The 21488-nt window shown below is 45.0% G+C and carries 22 protein-coding genes; 7 read left to right on the top strand and 15 right to left on the bottom strand.

Annotated features, from left to right (window positions below):
• Positions 1 to 83 precede the first annotated feature (83 nt).
• The 4 genes from SFC25_RS17805 to SFC25_RS17820 are packed head-to-tail and all read left to right on the top strand — an operon-like array spanning position 84 to position 5263.
• Positions 84 to 1571 (top strand): PTS mannitol transporter subunit IIBC, encoded by a 1488-nt coding sequence (locus SFC25_RS17805; RefSeq protein WP_411216549.1) that lies wholly within the window; start codon positions 84 to 86, stop codon positions 1569 to 1571.
• A 22-nt stretch (positions 1572 to 1593) separates the two neighbouring features.
• Positions 1594 to 3678, top strand: a complete 2085-nt coding sequence (locus SFC25_RS17810) for a BglG family transcription antiterminator (protein WP_411216576.1) — start codon at positions 1594 to 1596, stop codon at positions 3676 to 3678.
• Between the two features lie 2 nt (positions 3679 to 3680).
• Positions 3681 to 4112: a PTS mannitol transporter subunit IIA gene (locus SFC25_RS17815; RefSeq protein WP_411216550.1), complete on the top strand. Its 432-nt coding sequence runs from the start codon at positions 3681 to 3683 to the stop codon at positions 4110 to 4112.
• Complete coding sequence (locus SFC25_RS17820) at positions 4112 to 5263, top strand: mannitol-1-phosphate 5-dehydrogenase (RefSeq protein ID WP_411216551.1); 1152 nt, start codon at positions 4112 to 4114, stop codon at positions 5261 to 5263. Before SFC25_RS17815 ends, SFC25_RS17820 begins: the two co-directional genes overlap by 1 nt.
• A 19-nt stretch (positions 5264 to 5282) precedes the next feature.
• Here the strand turns inward: SFC25_RS17820 and SFC25_RS17825 are convergent, their stop codons facing one another.
• From SFC25_RS17825 to SFC25_RS17880, 12 genes are all read right to left on the bottom strand, one after another.
• Positions 5283 to 6179, bottom strand: coding sequence for an NAD(P)/FAD-dependent oxidoreductase (locus SFC25_RS17825; RefSeq protein ID WP_411216552.1), 897 nt, complete (start codon positions 6177 to 6179; stop codon positions 5283 to 5285).
• Between the two features lie 32 nt (positions 6180 to 6211).
• Positions 6212 to 6997, bottom strand: a complete 786-nt coding sequence (locus SFC25_RS17830; RefSeq protein WP_411216553.1) for an SDR family oxidoreductase — start codon at positions 6995 to 6997, stop codon at positions 6212 to 6214.
• A 112-nt stretch (positions 6998 to 7109) separates the two neighbouring features.
• The gene (locus tag SFC25_RS17835; RefSeq protein ID WP_411216554.1) at positions 7110 to 7628 is read right to left on the bottom strand and encodes a YfiT family bacillithiol transferase; all 519 of its coding nucleotides are present in this window, start codon (positions 7626 to 7628) and stop codon (positions 7110 to 7112) included.
• Positions 7629 to 7699: 71 nt separating this feature from the next.
• On the bottom strand, positions 7700 to 8824 hold the full coding sequence (locus SFC25_RS17840) for an ABC transporter ATP-binding protein (RefSeq protein WP_411216555.1): 1125 nt from the start codon (positions 8822 to 8824) through the stop codon (positions 7700 to 7702).
• Positions 8825 to 8938: 114 nt separating this feature from the next.
• The gene (locus tag SFC25_RS17845; RefSeq protein WP_411216556.1) at positions 8939 to 9889 is read right to left on the bottom strand and encodes an aminopeptidase; all 951 of its coding nucleotides are present in this window, start codon (positions 9887 to 9889) and stop codon (positions 8939 to 8941) included.
• A gap of 68 nt (positions 9890 to 9957) precedes the next feature.
• A complete protein-coding gene (zupT, locus tag SFC25_RS17850; protein WP_411216557.1) occupies positions 9958 to 10758 on the bottom strand; it encodes a zinc transporter ZupT in 801 nt (266 codons plus the stop codon).
• Between the two features lie 168 nt (positions 10759 to 10926).
• Positions 10927 to 11934, bottom strand: coding sequence for an ABC transporter substrate-binding protein (locus SFC25_RS17855; protein WP_411216558.1), 1008 nt, complete (start codon positions 11932 to 11934; stop codon positions 10927 to 10929).
• A gap of 10 nt (positions 11935 to 11944) precedes the next feature.
• Positions 11945 to 12760, bottom strand: coding sequence for an ABC transporter permease (locus tag SFC25_RS17860; protein WP_411216559.1), 816 nt, complete (start codon positions 12758 to 12760; stop codon positions 11945 to 11947).
• Positions 12747 to 13523, bottom strand: coding sequence for an ABC transporter ATP-binding protein (locus SFC25_RS17865; RefSeq protein WP_411216560.1), 777 nt, complete (start codon positions 13521 to 13523; stop codon positions 12747 to 12749). Before SFC25_RS17865 ends, SFC25_RS17860 begins: the two co-directional genes overlap by 14 nt.
• Before the next feature lie 377 nt (positions 13524 to 13900).
• Positions 13901 to 14623: an amino acid ABC transporter ATP-binding protein gene (locus tag SFC25_RS17870; protein ID WP_411216561.1), complete on the bottom strand. Its 723-nt coding sequence runs from the start codon at positions 14621 to 14623 to the stop codon at positions 13901 to 13903.
• Positions 14562 to 15275 carry an amino acid ABC transporter permease gene (locus SFC25_RS17875; RefSeq protein ID WP_411216562.1) on the bottom strand — a complete coding sequence of 238 codons (714 nt, stop codon included), beginning with the start codon at positions 15273 to 15275 and terminating at the stop codon, positions 14562 to 14564. The genes SFC25_RS17870 and SFC25_RS17875 overlap by 62 nt, the downstream gene beginning before the upstream one ends.
• Before the next feature lie 80 nt (positions 15276 to 15355).
• Positions 15356 to 16162, bottom strand: coding sequence for a basic amino acid ABC transporter substrate-binding protein (locus SFC25_RS17880; protein ID WP_411216563.1), 807 nt, complete (start codon positions 16160 to 16162; stop codon positions 15356 to 15358).
• Between the two features lie 211 nt (positions 16163 to 16373).
• Between SFC25_RS17880 and SFC25_RS17885 the strand changes: the two genes are divergently transcribed.
• Positions 16374 to 17618 carry a M20/M25/M40 family metallo-hydrolase gene (locus SFC25_RS17885; protein ID WP_411216564.1) on the top strand — a complete coding sequence of 415 codons (1245 nt, stop codon included), beginning with the start codon at positions 16374 to 16376 and terminating at the stop codon, positions 17616 to 17618.
• A gap of 40 nt (positions 17619 to 17658) precedes the next feature.
• On the opposite strand, the gene SFC25_RS17890 is transcribed toward SFC25_RS17885, so the two are convergent.
• Complete coding sequence (locus SFC25_RS17890) at positions 17659 to 17955, bottom strand: HesB/YadR/YfhF family protein (protein ID WP_411216565.1); 297 nt, start codon at positions 17953 to 17955, stop codon at positions 17659 to 17661.
• A 185-nt stretch (positions 17956 to 18140) separates the two neighbouring features.
• On the opposite strand from SFC25_RS17890, the gene SFC25_RS17895 reads away from it, so the two are divergent.
• Positions 18141 to 18758: a DUF47 domain-containing protein gene (locus tag SFC25_RS17895; protein WP_411216566.1), complete on the top strand. Its 618-nt coding sequence runs from the start codon at positions 18141 to 18143 to the stop codon at positions 18756 to 18758.
• A gap of 10 nt (positions 18759 to 18768) precedes the next feature.
• Positions 18769 to 19767: an inorganic phosphate transporter gene (locus tag SFC25_RS17900; protein ID WP_411216567.1), complete on the top strand. Its 999-nt coding sequence runs from the start codon at positions 18769 to 18771 to the stop codon at positions 19765 to 19767.
• Positions 19768 to 19809: 42 nt separating this feature from the next.
• Here the strand turns inward: SFC25_RS17900 and SFC25_RS17905 are convergent, their stop codons facing one another.
• Both SFC25_RS17905 and SFC25_RS17910 read right to left on the bottom strand, forming a co-directional pair.
• Entirely contained in the window at positions 19810 to 20472 is a 663-nt protein-coding gene (locus SFC25_RS17905; protein WP_411216568.1) for a methionine ABC transporter permease, read from the bottom strand.
• Positions 20469 to 21482, bottom strand: a complete 1014-nt coding sequence (locus SFC25_RS17910) for a methionine ABC transporter ATP-binding protein (RefSeq protein WP_411216569.1) — start codon at positions 21480 to 21482, stop codon at positions 20469 to 20471. The genes SFC25_RS17905 and SFC25_RS17910 overlap by 4 nt, the downstream gene beginning before the upstream one ends.
• Positions 21483 to 21488 lie beyond the last annotated feature (6 nt).

Raw genomic sequence — 21488 nt, forward strand, 5'->3', positions numbered from 1 at the left:
TGAAATCGCATACATGGCACGTAAGATAGAAGCAAGCACTACTTTAATTCATTATTTTTTCACATATAAAAGGGGGAAAAAGCATGGCACAGGAAAAAGCCAGTGTCCGCGCTCGTGTTCAAAAGTTCGGCTCTTATTTAAGCAGCATGGTTATGCCAAACATCGGTGCATTTATTGCTTGGGGTCTTATTACCGCTTTATTCATTCCAGATGGTTACTTTCCAAATGAAACGATCGCAGCTATCGTTAGTCCATCCATCACTTATTTACTGCCATTATTGATTGGTTTCACTGGGGGACGTCTCGTTCACGATATCCGAGGCGGTGTCGTAGGTGCGATCGTCACCATGGGGGCCATTGTCGGTTCTCCGGACACTCCAATGTTCTTAGGAGCAATGGCAATGGGGCCGCTCGGCGGATATGCCATTAAATTGTTTGACCAGTATATCGGATCTAAAGTACGTTCCGGTTTCGAAATGCTTGTTAATAACTTCTCCGCTGGTATCATCGGCGGTGCACTTGCTATCGGTGCCATCTATTTCGTAGGTCCGCTTCTTGAAGGATTGACAAACGTATTGGCCTCTGGTGTTGACTGGCTTGTGGGACTTGGTCTTCTGCCGCTTGTCAACATCTTGATCGAACCAGCCAAAGTATTATTCCTGAACAACGCAATCAACCATAGTATCTTCACACCGCTTGGTCTGGATCAAGCTGCAGAAGCAGGTAAATCTATCCTGTTCCTTTTGGAAGCAAACCCAGGTCCTGGTCTTGGAATCCTGCTTGCCTTCATGTTCTTTGGTACAGGAAGCGCAAAAGCATCTTCACCAGGTGCGGCTATCATCCATTTCTTCGGGGGTATTCACGAAATCTACTTCCCGTATATCTTGATGAAGCCTTTCCTTATCGTTGCTGCAATTGGCGGCGGTGTAACAGGAACACTTTTATTCTCTCTATTGGATGTTGGTCTACGCTCACCAGCTTCACCAGGTAGTGTCATCGCTATCTTCGCAATGGGCAACCCTAGCGATTACCTTGGCTTGGCTATCGGTATCATCGGTGCAACAGCAGTTTCCTTCGTCATCTCAGCTGTCGTATTGAAGCGCAGTCCTGTTGCAGCAGACACGAATATTGAGGAAGCAACTGCGAAGTCTAAAGAAATGAAAGGTACAAAACCTGCAGCTGCAGTCGGTATCAACCAATCCGCTGGTGCAACAGATGAAGCGGTAGACACTCTTGATACAAACGCACAGCACACAGAAAATAGCAGCACTTCCTTCGACTACAGCAATGTAAACAAAATTACGTTCGCATGTGATGCAGGTATGGGATCCAGCGCGATGGGCGCCTCCCTTCTGCGCAAGAAGATGAAGGATGCTGGCTTGACTGAAATCAAGGTTGATAATGCAGCCATCTCCAACATCCAGAATGACGCCGACATCGTCATCACACAGAAAAATCTGACGGACCGCGCCCGGAACAAACGTCCGGACGCTGAGCATATCTCAGTAGAAAACTTCTTGAACAGTCCGAAGTACGCAGAACTGATCGAGAACCTTAAGAAGCACCAATAAGTAAGGAGTGATTGATTTGGAAATGGTCAGCAGCAGAGAAAGAAGAATAATCTTACAATTGCTGCGTTCCAGAAACCAATTCATCTCCATTCGAGAGCTGGCAGAGCTATTACATGTCAGCTCTCGAACTATTCACCGGGAATTGAAGCAAGTGGAACGGACACTTGCTGAGAATAAGCTGTCCCTGCTGCGTGTTACTGGATCCGGTATTCGGATTGAAGGAGAAAGGGAACAGATGGAAGCATTGCAAGAGCAGCTGCGTGATGCGGTCGAGGTGGATACGACCCAGGAAGAGCGGCTGCTTCATTTGCTTTATTTACTGGTTGAAGCCCCCGAACCTGTTAAAGTGGCTTATCTGGCAAATGAAGTGCAATTATCGAAGACGGCCTTATCCGTTTATTTGGATGCTTTGGAAGCCAGGCTATCCGATTATTCGCTGTCCATCATAAGGCGCCGCGGTGTTGGAGTTGAGCTGGATGGAGACGAGAACGAAAAAAGAAAAGTACTCGTCCAGCTCATGATGGAGCAGCTGGACCAAGCATCTATTTATACGTTTACCAATGATCACGAAGAACAGAATTTGCATCAGTTCCTTCAAAACATCATTAAGGACCAGCGTATGACAATGGTCGAAAAATATGTGATGGATCATTTGGCCAAGCTATCTTATTCCATTGCGGATAATGCCTATGTTGCACTTATAACGTATATAAGTATTACGATCCAAAGGATACGGCAGGCTAGGTTTGTCATTCTTTCACCGCCGCTTTTGGAATCTTTACAAAAAACGGAAGAATATACGATTGCCGCAGCTCTCAGCAGGGAATTGGAAAATACCTTCTCTATTACGTTTTCTGCCTCTGAGATCGGTTATATTGCCGTTCAGATCCAAGGGGCGAAGCGTAATGAAACGATACATCGCTCCGATCCGCTATTCGAGCTGCAGGTACAAGCTTTCATCCAGTTGGTTGCTGCTGCTATACAGCTGCCGCAGCTGGAAAAGGATGAGACATTTACCGCAGGATTGCTTGCACATATCGAACCTGCAATCAGCCGAGCGAGGGAAGGAATTCAAACGTACAATCCGCTGACAGAGAAGATTGAACAAGATTATCAGGAAGTTGTCGCGGCAGTCCGAGAAGCACTCGAAACGGTGTTTCCCACTTTTCGATTCGGGCAAGGTGAGGTTGCTTTCCTGGCTCTGCATTTTGCTTCCGCAAGAGAAAGACAGCGCAGCAGACAGCGACTACATGCCTTAGTCGTTTGCGCAAGCGGCATCGGTACTTCCAAAATGCTAGCGAGCAGGCTGCAGAATGAATTTCCCGAAATCACACAGGTATCATTGTCATCCTTCCTTGAACTCAAGGATATGGAATTGGAAAGCTTTGATTTGCTTATCTCAACTATAAGCCTTGATCAGTTCCATCGGCACTATCTCCTTGTAAATCCACTGCTGCCTGGACCGGATGTCAAACGAGTAGATGCTTTTATCCAGCAAGAACTCCCGACTATCTATAAGAAAAGAAAGCAGGTTGCTCCTGCAAAAGAAACACCGGCAGCATTTTCAACAGTCTCGGCATTCGATTCAAAGTTAGAAGAATTACAGACATTATCAGCAGTAAGCCGAACTGTATGGAATAACTTTATGATCGATTGGACATATCAATTGCGGACAGATCTGTTCTCCCATATTGATCAACATGCCGCAGAACACGCGGTCATCACGGAACACGGAACGCTTGCTTCCCTCCTCCGGCAAAGGGATGAGCTCGGAGGAATGGGTATACCGGATACAAAAATGGCATTGTATCACAGCCGCAGCACAGAAATCGAACAGCCTGCATTTTGGATGATGGCGCTATCCTCCCCTATCATGATCAAGGGGATGGACAATCAAGTGATGGAGGCTGACCGCCTCTTCATCCTTGCTGCACCGGACAATTTGCCTTTGAGCTGTTACGAGCTGTTCAGCAAGATCAGTATCCTTATTTTAGAAGAGCATATTCAGTCTTTGATCCGCTCTGGGGATCAAGAAGCACTCAGCAAGGAATTGGCGCAGCTGCTCACTGCCCACATCCAACAATTCACAGACCATCTAGGAGGGTAATCATGGAAGTATTACAAGAAGCAAATATTTTAATGAACACGGCATTGGACAATCAGGAAGATGCTATCCGGAAAGCCGGCCAAATTCTTGTGGATAATGGCTATGTTAACGCAAGTTATGTGGATAAAATGATCGAACGGGAAGCATTGACGTCAACTTATATGGGCAATTTCGTAGCTATCCCGCACGGTACAGAAGATGCAAAGGGTGAGGTCATCGCTTCCGGTATCTCCATCATCCAGGCACCTGAAGGCGTTACATTCGATGGCAATGAAGTGAAGCTCGTGTTCGGTATTGCCGGAAAAAACAACGAACATTTGGATATCCTTTCTCAAATTGCTATCGTTTGCTCAGAGGAGGAAAACATTGAAAAGCTTGTGAATGCAACAAGCAAGCAAGAGATCATCGATATGTTCTCTGAGGTGGATGCGTAATGAAAAGCGTACACATTGGTGCCGGCAATATCGGCAGAGGATTTATCGGCGCCCTTCTCTCTCACGCCGATGTACATGTTACTTTTGCTGATGTGAACAGCGATATCATTTCTGCTTTAAAGGATAAGCAGCAATATGAGGTTGTTTATGCACAGGAAGAAGCACACTCTGAAACGATAACCGGTGTTACAGGTTTGAATAGCGCCACAGAAGCAGAAGCTGTAATAAAAGCAATTGCAGAAGCTGATCTGGTCACGACTGCAGTAGGTCCATCTATCCTGCCGCATGTTGCACCTGTCATCGCCAAAGGACTTGTCCAGCGTGCCAAACACCCTAAACCAGTCCATGTCATTGCATGCGAAAATATGATTCGAGGATCAAGCCAGCTGCGTGAGTTCGTCATCTCTCATATCGATGAGCAGGATATGGAGAATGTAGAGAGCTATACAGCATTCTGCGATGCAGCAGTCGATAGGATTGTTCCAATTCAGGAACAACAAGATTTGCTGACTGTCCAGGTAGAGCCTTATTTCGAATGGGTTGTGGAAAAGAAAAACTGGCAGGGCGATCTTCCAGATATCAAAGCGATTACGTTTGTTGATAATCTGGAGCCTTATATTGAAAGAAAGCTTCTGACAGTCAATACTGGTCATGCCGCTATTGCTTATGCCGGATATGCCAAAGGCTACGACACCATCATTGATGCTATTGAAGATGAAGAGATTCTGAATCTGGCTAAGCAGGCATTGGAAGAAACCAGCTCCTTATTGCAGGAAAAATGGGGCTTTGAGGAAGATGATCTGTCCCACTATATCGCAAAAATCCTTCAGCGTTACCAGAATCCGTACATTTCTGATATGGTCACACGCGTAGGCCGCGGTCCAATCCGTAAGCTTGGTCCGAAGGATAGATTGGTCTATCCAGCACAAGCATTGCTGGAGCAAGGCAAATCGGCTGATGCGCTGCTTACGACGATCGCATATGCATTGGAATTCGATCCAGAAGGCGATGATGAAGCGAAAGAATTACAGGAGCGCATCAAGTCTGAAGGAGCTGCTTCCGCATTGTCACATATTTGCGGACAGCCTAAAGACAGCGAGCTGGTTACAAAAGCAATTGAAAAATATGACCAACAAAAAGACAGAGCATAAAGCTGCTCTGTCTTTTTCATTAGGTTTTCAGCAGACGCTTTTGCATCCAGATAGCTGCTTGCATCCCATCCCCCATTGCGATGCTGACCTGCTCAGAATGCACTGTAACATCCCCAGCGGCCCAGACACCTTCTACGCTTGTTTCCTTCGTACGGGGGTTATTTTCGATATGCTTGTTCTTATGGAGCTCCACACCTAATGATTCCGCCAGCATGCTGTTTACTCGATTTTTACCGAAGGCGACAAAAGCTTTCTCTGCCCACAGCTTTTCACCTTCCACTATGAAGCCTTCCAAATGATCCTCTTCGTCCAGTACGACTTCCTGAATCGGCTGGTCATAGTATTCAATCGAGAGCTTTTTCAATTTCTCGAAGGTCTCCTCGGATAACGGTTCCTGCTCGTGATTGACAAAGACGATATCATCCGACCAATAGGCAAGCATAATGGCTAAATGAGCTCCTGCTTCTCCTGTACCTGCAACAACAGTACGCTTGCCGCTGATCTCATATCCATCACAATCAGGACACACATACACATCTGTACCAAGCAGTGGATACAGCTCCTTGATTGGAATTCGATCCGTTATTCCTGTGGAGAAAAGCAGCAGCGTTGCATCATGAGTGTTACCGTCAGCTGTCTTAACAGTGAAACCTTCCTTCCACTTCTCCACTTCCACTGCTTCCTGCTGTTCGACTGTGATGCAGCCATACGAATCCATCTGTTTACGTCCAAGCTCCAGCAAGTGATTTCCTGAAACACCATCTGGCCAGCCAATCAAATTATGATAGCTTTTGCACCAATGTGATCTGCCGTCGTTCCTTTTATCCAGAACCAGTACGTCCCGCTTATATCTGCCAAACTGGATAGCAGCCTGAACACCCGCAATTCCGCCGCCAATAATAATTACATCATACATTTACTTGCCTCCTATAATCTATATTGCACGATCTATAGCAAAGTTTCAGCCCCATCTGCATAGAGTACGCTCCCCGACATATGACCGGAAGCATCGGATGCTAGAAAGCAAACAATAGAAGCTACATCTTCCGGCTTTCCAGGCTTCCCTTTTAATGGGTGCTGCCCTTTCGGAAAGACTTTAGGAATCGTCACTTCTGCCAAATGCTCTTCATCCTTTTTCGTCCGTTTTTCAATATTCGTTTCGATTCCTCCTGGGCAAATGACATTCACCCGGATACGGTATGCTGATAACTCCAATGCAGCCATTTTACCGAAAGCAGTTTCTGCTGCTTTAGAAGCACTATACGCGCTCATTCCAAAGCCAGAAAACGTACGATTGCCATTTATTGAACTGGTGATGATGACACTCCCGCCATTGCTTTTCATGTAAGGAATGGCAAACTTGACCGTCAGAAAAGTCCCCTTCGCATTCGTTCCGAGTGTCTTATCCCAATCCTCTTCAGGCAAATGTTCAATAGGAGAAAGTGTGCCATTGATACCTGCATTAGCAAAGACGATGTCCAGCTGTCCGAACTTTTCCAGTACTTGCTTATATGCCTGCTGCAGCTGACTGCTATCGGCAACGTCGACTTTAGCGGTTACCGTCGTACCTCCAGCAGTCTCGATTTCAGCGGCAGTCTTCTCTAGTGCTGAAGTGTCCATATCAAAGAGCCCGACCCGGACACCCTTTTCAGCTAGCATAATAGCAGCTGCCTTTCCGATACCAGATCCAGCTCCTGTCACAACTGCTACTTTTCCATTCAATGATGCGTCCATCCAGTCATCCACTCCTTATCTGTCTACTAGTTATTTCCTTACTAAGCGCGAAGTAAAACCCGTACAATTAAAAAAGAGCATCCGCTGCGGATACTCCAATACTGCATTACTGTTATTCTTGTTTTTTCAGTGCCAAGCGAATATGAGCCAAATGATGTTTACCATGCCAAGCATAAATTCCGATATTTTCCTTTAAGCTTACTTCCCCAGACTCCGGATGCTGGAATGTCCGCTCCAGCTGTTCAGCACTTAGTGAACGGAGCAGAACGACCCATTTACGGTGAATCGATGTAAGCAAATTCAAAGCAGATTGAGGTGGCATGTCATAGTCTGGCAGCTTAGCCCATTCCGCTTCTTCGTATGGCTTAATAGTTGGATTGTCTTCTGTCAGCGCTAATTTGAACCGGATAAAGGAATTGAGGTGGCTGTCAGCCATATGATGCACAAGCTGTTTGATATTCCAGCCACCCTCCCGATATGTATGCAGAAGTTCCGACTCTGACAGTTCCTCGACTAGAGACGACACTTGCTCTGGCAGCAAATCTATCTCTTCTATCCATTGCTTTATTTGCTCTTCCGCTATAGGACCTTCTTGCTGAAACTGGCCAATTGGATATTTACTGTCCATCAAAACCCTCCTTCACTTAATTTAGATAATATTACCACAAAAAAGACTGCACCCATTGGGTACAGTCTCTTATTTTAGGATACTTGTGAAGCAGCGTTTGCTTCTGTAATCCGCGCTTCTGTTTCTTTATCGAAGAAATGAACTTGATCCATATCGAACAATAGCGTGCGTTTATCCTTGCCCTTGATATCCGAACGAGCATCAACACGGGCAACGAATTCCTGGCCAGCCATATCCGCATAAAGGAAGCTTTCAGCACCCATCAATTCAACAACATCAATTGTCGCTTCTACTTCATGAGCGTGCGCCAAGCTTTCTTCATAATCGGCATCGTGGATATGCTCCGGTCTGATTCCCATTACGACCTCACCGCTGCCGTAGCCTGCCTCCTGCAGCATTTTCCGTTTTGCTGGCGGAAGCTGGAATGTAACGTTGCCAAGCTTTGCTTTGCCATCCTGGATAGTTACGTTAAGGAAGTTCATTGATGGGGATCCGATAAAGCCGCCTACGAACATGTTATTCGGATTATCATACACATCCTTCGGCGCACCTACTTGCTGGATGATACCGTCTTTCATGACAACAAGTCGGCTAGCCATCGTCATTGCTTCTGTTTGGTCATGTGTTACATAAATTGTAGTCGTCTGCAAACGCTGGTGAAGCTTTTGGATTTCCGCACGCATCTGCACACGCAGTTTTGCATCCAAGTTGGAAAGCGGCTCATCCATGAGGAATACTTTCGCATCACGGACAATCGCACGACCAAGCGCCACACGCTGTCGCTGACCGCCGGAAAGGGCTTTTGGCTTCCGGTTTAAGTAATCTGTCAAACCAAGAATACGACTGGCTTCCTGGACACGCTTGTCGATCTCATCCTTTTTGAATTTACGAAGCTTCAAACCAAATGCCATATTATTGTATACGTTCATATGCGGATAAAGCGCATAGTTTTGGAATACCATTGCAATGTCCCGGTCCTTTGGAGGGATATCGTTCATTCGTTCTCCGTCCATATAGAAGTCGCCGCCTGAAATTTCCTCCAGACCAGCAATCATACGTAAAGTTGTTGATTTCCCGCAGCCGGAGGGACCAACGAAAACGATGAATTCTTTGTCATCTATCTCTAAGTTGAAATCTTCAACTGCCGTAACGTTCTTATCATAGACTTTCTGGATATTCTTCAACTGTATCTTAGCCATGTAAGCGCCTCCTTTTGTATACCTTTACTTTACCTTGTTTCGGATGTAATTTCCATTTGTCACTTGCACAAAATGTAAGCGCTTTTATTGTGCGATATGCTAAGAAGCGCAGTTTTAGCTGCGCTTCATGTTTCCTTCTTCCAAGAGAATCGCTTCATCCAAAAGGACTGTCGGTGCTTTCACGACGCAATCTATGTGGACACCAGCAGCAACTGTACCTCCGAATGTGTTGTTGCTGCCGAAAGCAACATGAATCGTCCCATATACTTTCTCATCCTCCAGGACATTCCCGGTTATTCTGGCTTTGTCATTCGTACCAACACCAAATTCTGCTACATTACGGCCATCACCGCTCCCAAGCATTTGTAAAAGCATTTCTCCCTGCCGACCGGTGGCTGCTGTTAGACGCCCTTCTTCAATTGTTAATAGAATCGGTTCTTCCAGCTTGCCTAAACCGGAAATCGAGCCATCGATCCATATGCGTCCCGAAGCTGTACCTTCCAAAGGAGCGATGAATGCCTCGCCAGAAGGCAGGTTTCCGGATTGTCCTTTTTCCCGGTAAATACCGGTACTTGGTACACCGCTGCGTCCTTGGATGGAGAAGCTTAACTCTTCACCATCTTTTCTGACCAGGACTTGCTTCGATTGGCTCAATTTTTCCGTTACTTCAAATGTCATTTTTTCAACTGTATCGTAATCTGCACTTATTGCACCTTCCAAAAACATATCATATGTAATGCCAGGCATCGTCGCAACACGAACTCCAGCAGCCACAGCTTCTTTTTTGGCTTGTGTATGCGTCAAGGAATGTTCAGTAATACAAACTGCCACATCACAATGCTTCATTGCTTCTGCCACGCTGCTCGGTGGTTCCTGACCGGATTTCTCCCTGTCTTGCATAACCAGCAGCAGTGTTTCCGATCCGATTAATCTGCCAGCTGCATAGAGGGCTTCCGCAAGCTCTTTCTTACTGTCATCTGTCACAATAAGCAACGTTTCTTCTTTTTTCAGCGCCAAACTGCTGCTCAATACATTCCTGCTATTCTCCACTAATTTGCTTCCCATGGGATATCCCTCCTGTTTCTTCCTATTATACACAAAGAAACCATCTGCTTAAGCAGACGGTTCTCCATTTAGATGAATAGAAGCAAACTTAGAGCCATCACCATCATACCGCTGATCAATCCGTAAATAGAGGTATGACCTTCATCGTATTTCTTAGCAGCTGGCAAGAGCCCGTCAAGTGAGATAAAGACCATGATACCTGCTACAGCAGCAAAGATAATTCCGAACATGATATCGTTTAAAAATGGCATCAGAACTAGAAAAGCAAGAATCGCACCTACTGGTTCGGATAAACCGGATAAGAACGAAAGACGAAAAGCTTTTCTCTTATTTCCCGTCGCAAAGTACACTGGCACCGCCACAGCGATACCCTCCGGTATATTATGGATCGCAATGGCTACGGCTATTGCTATTCCCAGAGAAGGATCCTGCAAGGCAGACGTAAAGGTGGCAATACCTTCCGGAAAGTTGTGGATAGCAATAGCTAGTGCAGTAAACGTACCCATTTTGAGCAAGGCTTGATTCTGAGCTGGATTATCCATCTCTTCCAGCTTCTTGCCTTCATGCGGGTTGGATTGTTTTGGTATCACTTTATCAATTAGTGCAATAAGAAGCATACCGCCGAAAAATCCACCTACAGTTGCCCAGTTACCAGCCTGGATACCCATGGCACCTGTCAAAGAATCCTTTGCCTTGACGAAGATTTCCACCATTGAAACATATATCATCACTCCAGCAGAAAAACCCAGGCTAAGTGATAGGAATTTTGTATTTGTTGTAGAAGTGAAAAACGCCATTAAACTTCCTATACCTGTTGCAAGGCCCGCCATTAAAGTTAACCCTAAAGCTAGTAATACATTTCCGTCCATTTATTGCCCTCCTCATTTTTAACAATTTATTTTCTCTTATGATGCACTATAACAATAAAGTTTCCCATTGGCAACTTTTAAACAGCAGAAACCTATCTTCTCTTACTATATGTGAATCACCCGCCTATGTTTCCAAGAAAAAGGCCGGCAATGATCGCCAGCCTCTACTTATTCCAATGCCTCGACGAATTCCATGTTTACCAGCTCTTCGTATTTGTAATCTCCCTTATATACACCTGTCTTCGTCACGACATCCATCGTCTTATCCGTTGCTTCCTCCGTTATATAGCCGTCTATGCTCCATAGTTCATCTGCATACGCCCGATCCAATGATGCTTGCAAACTCGCTTCATCAGTTGTCGGGAACTCCTTCTTTAATACCCGCATTGCCAGTTCTTCATCCTCATCTACTGCTTTTAATGCTTTGGCAATAGCATTAACGAATTTTTGTACCGTTTCAGGATCTTCATCGATAGTGGATTGCTTCACACTGATAACGCTATACGGATAATCTCCCAAACTGGGAAATCCGTAGAAAGGTTCATTCCATACTCCTTTTTCGATACCATCAAAGATCTGTGGTTCGGCTCCATTGGCAATATCCGCCTGACCATTCTCCACTAATGACACAACTGCACTTGCATCAGCAGGCTCCTCAAGCAGCACATCCTTGCCTGGCTCCAAACCTAGCTCCATGATCAAATAACGTGTCAGCAAGTTCGGGCTGCCGCCAAAACGTCCTGCTGCAATTGTCTTTCCTTCCAGGTACGCTGCTAATTCTTCCTCTGATGCTCCTGCCGGAGGTGTATCCCCGCCCGCCATCAAGTAAACATTCGCACGGTTCACAACGTTCACGACAGAAACAATTGGATCATTGGAATCAATATTGGCAAGCGCATTTGAATCCGGACCGGCAATATTACCCCAGGCATCTCCGCTTACAACGGTGGTCACATGCGCTCCGCCAGTTGCGGTTACTACTTCCACATCCAGTTCTTCTTCCTCAAAATAGCCTTCATGAATTGCTGCATAGAGCGGCAGGTAGCCTGTCAAATGCACTGGTTCTGCAATCGTAATTTTCTTCAATTTCTCTTCCTCACTGCCTCCTGTACATCCAGCCAGGATACCAAGCAAAACCGCCAAACAAATCACACCAAACAACCGTGCTTTAGTCATTGGACACCTCCTATTGTTTCGGCTCTTGACCGCGAAGCAATAACTTCTCCAAGCTGACTGTCCCTGCGTACATGAGCAAAGACAATAATGACAGTACAACAACCCCTACCCAAACGAGATCAATATCTAAAATCTGTCCCGCATAAAGAATCATCCTGCCGATACCTTGACGGGAACTGATAAATTCACCAACGATTGTCCCCGCAAGTGCCAAAGCGATATTGATTCGCAAGCTGCTGACAATCCAAGGCATCGTTGTCGGGACAACTACTTTCGTAAATACATGTCTGCGTTTCGCTCCCAGGGAATAAAGCAGCTTTTCCAAATCCTTATCGATTGCTTTGATGCCGCTATGGGCTGCAAGTGCTGTGACAATCACTGTCATCAGGAATGCCAACATCACCTTGGAAAAGAATCCAATGCCGAATAGAATAACAATGACCGGACCAAGCGCAAGCTTTGGAATGGCATTGAATGCAATCAAATATGGCTCAGATATTCTCGAGTAGTAAGCAGACCACCAAAAAGACAGACCGATTAAGGACCCAAATAAAGTTCCAGCTGCAAAACCAGCAAGCGTCGCAAGTGATGTATAGACCAAATCATCCCAAAGTGCACCCTCCAAAAAGGCGACTTTTGCAGTTTCATAGATTGTGCTCGGACTGCTCCAATAATAAGGATCCATCACTTCGTATCGTGTCAGTACCTCCCATAATACAATCACCAAAATACCAAGGCCTATCTGACCGCCAAATACAATCCGCTTCATTCGCTGCTGGCGTTTTTTCTCATCTTCGATATAGCGTTTTTTTTCAGGTTGTGCCATTGTCTTTCGGTTCCTCTCTAAGCAAATCCAGCAATGTTTGCTTTAGTGATAAGAAATTTTCCGACAGTAAGGTATCTTCCCCGCGTGGACGCTCCAATTCCACGTGGATCTTTGCCTTCAGCTTGCCAGGGCGATGGGATAGGACATAAATATCATCCGATAAGTAAATTGCTTCATCAATATCGTGTGTGACAAAAAGAATCGTCTTCTGAAAATCCTCCCATATGCGCAGCAGCCACCCTTGCATTTGCAGTCTGGTCTGTGCATCCAGTGCCCCAAATGGCTCATCAAGCAGGATCACATCCTGGTCATACAGCAATGTCCGCAACAATGCTGCCCGCTGTCTCATACCGCCTGATAGCTCTGGCGGATAATTGTTTTCAAAGCCTTGCAACCCATATCTCTCCAGTAATGGCTGCGCCCTCTTCCTAGCCTCCTGCTTCGAAACACCTTTGATCTCCAAGCCGAGAATCACATTATCCAAGATTGTCCTCCATGGCAGCAGCAAATCCTTTTGAAGCATATAACCGACATAACCACTCTTACCGACAATATTCTGCCCATCCAAAAGGATCTTTCCAGTAGTCGGTTTGATAAGCCCGGCAATCATATTAAAGAGTGTCGACTTGCCGCAGCCACTGGGGCCAATAATACTGACAAAGCGTCCAGCAGGTATTTGCATTGTTGTCTCCTGCAATGCAACAACTTCCTGTCCGTCGCGTCTGAATATCTTGCTAGCATCTACGACTTTTAATTTATACATTGCGCCACTCCTGTCATTTCTATAGACCCATCATACGCAGGAGCGTGCTAAATGATTACAAATTCATAGCATGTCCAGCACAATTTTCCTTATTTCAGCAAAAAGCACAAAAAAACAGCCTGCACAGTCGGATATGCCACGCAACATATCACCTGTACAAGCTGTAAAGACAAGCCGAACAATGCATTCTGCTTGCAAATGAGAGGGATTAACCGAGAACATGACGAATGTTGCCTATTGGTTACAGTTCGTTTGTTACCCGAAAATCTTACCCTTACTTTAGCATAGGGAATATAGGATGACAGCAATCTTGTCAGAAAATATGACGCCCTTTTTTACAAAGAAACAGCCAGTGCATAGATGCACTGGCTGTACTGTCATAATACTTTACTTAAGAAAGCCTTTGTCCGTTCTTCCTTCGGATTACCGAAAATCTCCTCCGGTTTCGCTTCCTCTACGATATAACCGCCATCCATGAACAGCACTCGATCACCTACTTCACGTGCAAAGCCCATTTCATGTGTCACCACAATCATTGTCATGCCTTCATTCGCAAGCTGCTTCATGACCTCAAGCACCTCTCCGACCATTTCCGGATCAAGTGCAGATGTTGGTTCATCAAACAGCATCACCTTCGGCTCCATGCATAAAGCACGCGCAATAGCTACACGCTGCTTCTGCCCGCCGGAAAGCGATTCCGGATATACACCCGCTTTGTCCTCCAAGCCGACTTTTCGAAGCAGGGAAAGCGCCTTGTCTTCCGCGTCCTTCTTCTTCCACTTGCGAACGACCATCGGAGAAAGCATGATATTTTCCAATACTGTCTTATGAGGGAACAGGTTGAACTGCTGGAAAACCATACCCACATCTGTGCGCACTTTATTGATGTTCACTTTTCTCTGTGAGATATCTGTTCCTTCTATATAAACATGACCACCCGTAATATCCTCGATCCGGTTAAGGCACCGAATGAAAGTGGACTTGCCGGAACCTGAAGGGCCGATGACGACGACCACTTCCTTTTCCTCTATTTCGACGTTAATGTCCCGCAGCACCTCGAGATCGCCGAACGACTTTTTTAGGTTTTTTACGCTGATCATCTGTCGCATACTTCCTTTCTAAAAAGCTCTGTACATATGATAATACTAAACAAACGACAAAATATAAAACGGCAACTGCCAAATATGGCTCCCAGACTCTGGAATATGCTCCAACAGCTACCCTTCCCCAGTAAAACAGTTCTGGTGCGGCAATGACAGCTCCTAGTGAGGAATCCTTCACCAGCACAATGAATTCATTGCCAAGCGGCGGAATCATCCGCTTGAATGCCTGCGGCAGAACGACATGCCGCAGCACTTGTGCATGATTCATTCCAAGACTGTACGCAGCCTCCCGCTGCCCCTTATCGATTGAGTTGATACCTGCACGAAAGATTTCCGCAATGTAAGCTGCAGAATTCAACGCCAATGCAACAATCAATGATATAAGCGGTTCCGGCGGTTTAATGAAAATCGGCATTACTGCAAAGTGAATCAAAAAGATCTGTACTAACAGCGGGGTACCTCTGAAAATATTCACATACCAAATGAACGGCAGCCGTAATATCGGATTGGAGAGACTTTTCCCCATTCCGATAACCAATCCAATCAAAGCGCCAATGAGGAATCCTATCAAAGATGCCAGGATTGTATAACCTAAACCTCTCATAAAGAAAGGCAAATATTCACTAATAATTTCCCATCTAAAATCCATATCTCTCACCTCAGTATAGCTGATAAATCAAAACGTAAATATAGCGTAACGGTAAGTATCGTTACGCTATATGATTCTCCTTATGGCTGTGCGCTTTCCAGTGCTTCGATATCCGGTGTGCCTTCAAACCATTCCTGATAAATTTCTTCATATGTTCCATTTTCCATGATCGTTTGAAGAGCTTCATCTATTTGTTCCTTATACTCACTGTCCTTCGGAAGCAGCATACCATAGTATTCCGCTTCAAAGTTCTCATCATCTTCCACTAAAGTAAGGTTTGCATCAGGATTATTTTTTACGTAATGCTGCGCTACTGCGATATCAGTCACTACAGCCTCTACGTCACCATTTTGCAAAGCCATCATCGTTGCTGCAGATGAATCATACTTGGAAAGATCACTGCTATTTTCTCCAACAAGTTTCTGAGCGGCTTCGTCACCAGTCGTACCGTTCTGCACGCCGACCTTCATCCCTTTGATATCTTCAGCAGATTGGATATCGGTTCCCTCCGGTACAGCGATAACTTGTGTAGCCTCGAAGTAAGGCACAGAGAAATCATATGTTTCTTTTCTTTCATCCGTTATTGTGATACCAGCCATCCCGGCTTGAAGCGTTTCATCTTCTACCCCGACAAGCATTGGGTCCCAGCCAGTATTTTGGTATTCATAATCAATACCTGCTTCTTTCATGATCGCATCTAACAAATCTGCATCGAACCCAACAATTTTATCACCTTCCATAGACTCGAAAGGAGCAAAGGTCGCTTCTGTTCCAATAGTGAGTTTTTCCTCGCCGGAACCGCTCGATTCGTTATTGGATATACAAGCACTTAAAAATAAAACACTAACAAGTCCAGCTGCTGCCATGAGCTTTTTTACCGTTTTCATAGTCAATCTCCCTTTTCTATCTTTATTGTAAACTTGCAATAAAATCTATAATTATTCATTCCGGTGCATTTATTTTACATAACATCCTATGCCTTGTAAATATAAAAATAGAACAAATCGTTACTTTTCGACTATTTACGCATTTTAAATTGTCAGTATATTGCGATTTTGTGTTACAGTACACGTATACCATAGGAAAGCAGGGGAATATATGACATCCACCAGTAAAGTATTCGCAAAAGAATTCGAGCAGCTTTTGGATCTGCAGCAAGTACGTGATGCACTCTATTTTCTCAAGCAGGATAATGAACAGACAACAAAGGACCAGATAGAAGTAACAGAAGTGGAAGCACCTCCATTCAAAGAAGAAACCCGTGCAGCCTATTTCAAAGAGAAACTGGCGGCATTCGGCTTGGATGACTTGAAAACTGATGACGAAGGAAATGTATACGGCATACGAAAAGGCAGCGGCAGCGGGCCTACGGTTGTTATTGCAGCCCATTTGGATACCGTCTTCCCTGCTGGTACAAATGTAAAAGCAAAAATTGAAGATGGGATCGTTTATGCACCAGGAATCGGAGATGACGGGCGCGGCTTAGCCGTATTACTGACTTTGTTACGTACTTTGGAAGCTAATAAGATTGAAACAGAAGGTGATATTGTCTTCCTGGCTGATGTCGGCGAAGAGGGTCTCGGTGACTTGCGCGGTATGAAAGCATATTTCCGTGACAATACATATGTTGATGGCTTTATCTCTGTGGAGCCAGGTTCACCTGGTGATTTGATTTACTGTGGCGTCGGCAGCAAGCGTTATAATGTAACTTTCAAAGGAAAAGGCGGTCACAGCTTTGGGGACTTCGGTACTTCCAGTGCCATCCATGCAGCTGGACGCGCTATCGCTTCGTTAGCGGACTTGACCGTTCCTAAGGATCCGAAGACAACATATAATGTCGGCACGATCCATGGCGGAACATCCATCAATACGATTGCCCAACACGCAGGCTTCCAGCTGGATTTACGCTCTGTATCCAGTGAGGCCCTGGCAGAGCTGGAGTCCAATGCACTTGCATTGATCGAAGAAGCGGCACAGGCTGAAGGTGAGGCACGGCAGCAGCCGGGCAGCATCTCAGTTACGACAGAATTGGTTGGAGACAGACCTGCAGGCAGCCAGCCAAAAGATGCTCCGATTCGTCATATTGCATTGAAGGCGGCTGAAGTTCTTGGAATTGAGGTCGAACGGGAAGAACCGCTTAGTACGGATGCAAACGTTCCAATCAGCCTTGGTATACCTGCCCTCACACTCGGCGGTGGCGGGAACAGCGGCGGACACCATACACTGGAGGAATTCTTCGATCCGACTGATGCATTTTACGGACCGCAGCGAATTCTGCTTGCCCTGCTTGGAATGGTCGGTATAAAGGATGCTGTCGCTCCGCTGCTTCCTGTCCAAAATTAAAAAATGAGCAAGAGCCTTTGACGGCTCTTGCTCACTTTTTTCAATTATGCGGAGGATATTCGTATTGGATATCGTCCCATTTACGAGAATATTTCACGCTCAAGTCTACCCCTTCAAAATACCATGCATCTGAACGTTCGACGAAGAATGTGATTCCTTGTACTTCCTCGCTCACAATGGGATCATTTGGCTGTTCCGCGGAAATACCAAGTGAAAATCCTTCTTTAATGCCGCCCATTCCGCCATAACGGACATAAAAACGCACAGCACTGCCCGGTTCAAGGTCCATTTCTTGGACAAACCAGTTTGATGCCGGCTTTGTAATGGAGATCTGCATAATTTCACCCCTTCTATACAACTATAACAAATAGTGACAAAGTGTACCTCATTCGACAAAAATCAAACGAAAACATTGATAATTATTAATAAAAAGTTTACAATCTCTAGAGGATAGTTTACAAAAAATTATCATTATATGTTCCCAGGAACAAGCCTATTCAAACACCATTCGGAGGTTTTGTAATGTTCAAGAAGAAACAAGACAAATTCTCTTTGCTTTTAGCCGATATAGCAAAGAATATTGATGAGACTGCTGACTTTTTTGTTACCTATAAAGTGAAAGATGCAGCGACTTTATCCGAGTTCTCCAATAAATTGAAGGAATTTGAAACAAAAGGTGATCAGCTTGTACATACGATCATCAAGGAATTGAACCATGCCTTCATCACACCGATCGAACGCGAAGACATTCTTCAGCTGACAAACAGCTTGGACGATGTATTAGATGGAATAGAAGAATTCTCCGGGATGATGGATACATACGGCATCTATTCTTCCGATAGCTTTATCGATCAATTTACAGAAGAAATCCGCTCTTGTGCAAAAGAAATTAAGATTACAATTGATTTACTTTCTCACAACAAGCTAAAAGAAATTCAAGAACATGCAATCAAAATCAAGGAGCACGAGCAAAACTGCGACACGATCTTCCGTAAATCCTTGAAACAGCTCTTCCAGAACGAGAAAGACCCGATCAAGGTCATTCAGTACAAAGAGTTGTACTACATCCTGGAAGAAATTGCTGACAGCTGCCAATCTGTTGCGAACAATCTTGAAACAATCATCATGAAGAATTCGTGAGGCGTAAACAATGGATGTATTATTAGTACTAACCATTTTAACAGTCATTTTCGCCCTTGCATTCGACTTTATCAATGGATTCCATGATACTGCCAATGCTATTGCAACATCTGTATCAACAAAAGCATTGAAACCAAGACACGCTATCATTTTGGCAGCAGTCATGAACTTTGTTGGTGCCATGACTTTTACTGGAGTGGCAAAGACAATTACAAGCGATATCGCTAATCCGAATGACATCGTCAACGGATCTGTCGTTATCCTAGCGGCACTGATTGCAGGGATTGCATGGAACTTGATTACGTGGTACTACGGTATCCCAAGCAGTTCTTCCCATGCGATCATCGGATCTCTTGCAGGTGCAGTCATTGCATCAAGCGGATTTGCTATCCTCAATGTAGACGGATTCCTGAAAATACTGCAAGCATTAATCATTTCTCCGATTTTGGCTTTTGTTGTAGGTTTTATTTTATATAACATCATCAAGTTAATATTCCGGGAAAAGAACTTGCCGAAGACGAACAAGAATTTCCGCCGCGTACAGATCTTGACTGCAGCACTGCAATCCTTCACCCATGGTACAAATGATGCCCAAAAAGCAATGGGGATTATTACTATGGCATTGATCACAGCTGGTCTGCATACAACATCTGACATTCCATTCTGGGTACAAGCAGCCTGTGCGACTGCGATGGGTCTTGGTACGTCAATTGGCGGTTGGAAAATCATCAAAACTGTTGGTGGTAAGATCATGAAGATTCGTCCAGTGAACGGTGTTGCAGCCGATTTGACTGGAGCGTTCATCATTTTCGGTGCTACTTATATTCACTTACCGGTAAGTACAACGCACGTTATTTCTTCCTCTATCATGGGGGTTGGTGCAGCTCACCGACGCAAAGGTGTTAACTGGGGTACTGCAAAACGCATGGTCATCACATGGTTCATTACCCTGCCGATCACAGCCACTCTAGGCGGCTTGATCTATTACATCTTAAATATTTTCTTCTAAATATAAGGAAAAGCACGCTTGGAATGAACCAAGCGTGCTTTTTTAATCTTTTCGAAGGCGTCTTGCCAATACATTTCCTAATGTCTGCATTGCTTGTACAAGTATGATCAAGATGACGATAACGACATACATAACAACTGGCTCGAAACGCAAGTGTCCATATTGATATGCCAAATCCCCAAGACCACCAGCGCCGACAAGACCAGCCATAGCTGTAGCCCCAATCAAACCAATCGTTGCAATCGTTAAACCTAAAATCATTGTAGAACGTGCTTCCCTGATGATGACGCTCCAAATGATCTTAGTTGTGGAAATTCCCATTGATTCATAAGCCTCGATGACTCCTTTATTTACTTCCAATAATGCTGATTCCATTAACCGAGCAATATAAGGTGCTGTATAAACAACGAGTGGAAGGATAACCCCTTCAACACCAATTGTCGTTCCGACCAAGGCTCTTGTCAGAGGCAGCAGCAAGAATAACAGAATGATGAAAGGAATAGAACGGATAACGTTAATGATTGTATTCACAATGGAATAAAATACTCTATTCTCTGCTTGGCCGCCTTTTCTTGTCATGACCAGTAAAATACCTAACGGCAGTCCGATCACGATTGAAATAGCTAACGAAATGCCTGTCATCAGAAGCGTCTGCCAAAACGCCTCGGTGATGTCTGTACCCCATTCTGTCCAGAACTCAATCATGACGCCACCTCCTCAACCGTTACTTGCTGAGACTCCAAATATGAAATTGCCTTCTCAACTTCAGCTGGATCACCTTGCAAGTGGATAAGCAATTTGCCGACGGAGCTCTCTTTCAGCTGATCGATTCCACCTGCCAGAATGCTTGGAACAACATCGAATTTCTTTGTAATCGCTGCAAGGAATGGCTCATTCGAAGCTTCGCCGATGAACGTCAGTGAAACAAGACGCCCTGTAGCAGAAAGTCCTTTTTTGACGCTGTCCGGAACCTGGAAATTCGCGTCATCAAAGACAAATTTCCGCGTTTGCGGATGCTGCGGTTTGGTGAATACGTCGATAACCGATCCTTCTTCTACCAGCTCTCCATGGTGCATAACACCTACACGGTCACATATACGCTGGATAACATCCAATTCATGGGTAATCAAAAAGATAGTAATGCCAAGCTCCTTGTTCACTCGAAGCAGCAGTTCGAGAATGGAAGACGTCGTATTGGGGTCCAATGCGCTTGTTGCTTCATCACTTAACAGTACTTCTGGTTCTTGAGCAAGCGCCCTTGCGATAGCGACGCGCTGCTTCTGACCACCTGATAATTGAGCTGGATAGACGTTTTTCTTTTCTTCCAGGCCTACAATCTTCAGATATTTATCAACGCGTTCCTTGATTTCCTGCTTCGGCACTTTACTCAGCTTCAGCGGTCTTGCAATGTTCTCATACACAGTTGCTGTCGTCAGCAGATTAAAATGCTGGAATATCATGCCGATTTTCCCTCTTGCTTTACGAAGCTGCCATTTCTTAAGCTTCGTAAGATCTACACCGTCGATGAATACTTCCCCTTCAGTAGGACGTTCCAGTAAATTGGCACAGCGGATCAGGGTACTTTTCCCTGCTCCGCTGAATCCGATTACGCCATAGATTTCACCTTTATTGATTTTCAAGGAAACGTCTTTCAACGCCTCCACTTTTTTCTTTCCAGTGGTAAAGGTCTTCGATACATTTTTCAGTTCAATCATACTGCT

Source organism: Terribacillus saccharophilus (assembly GCF_046592595.1).
Lineage (GTDB): Bacteria > Bacillota > Bacilli > Bacillales > Amphibacillaceae > Terribacillus > Terribacillus saccharophilus_C.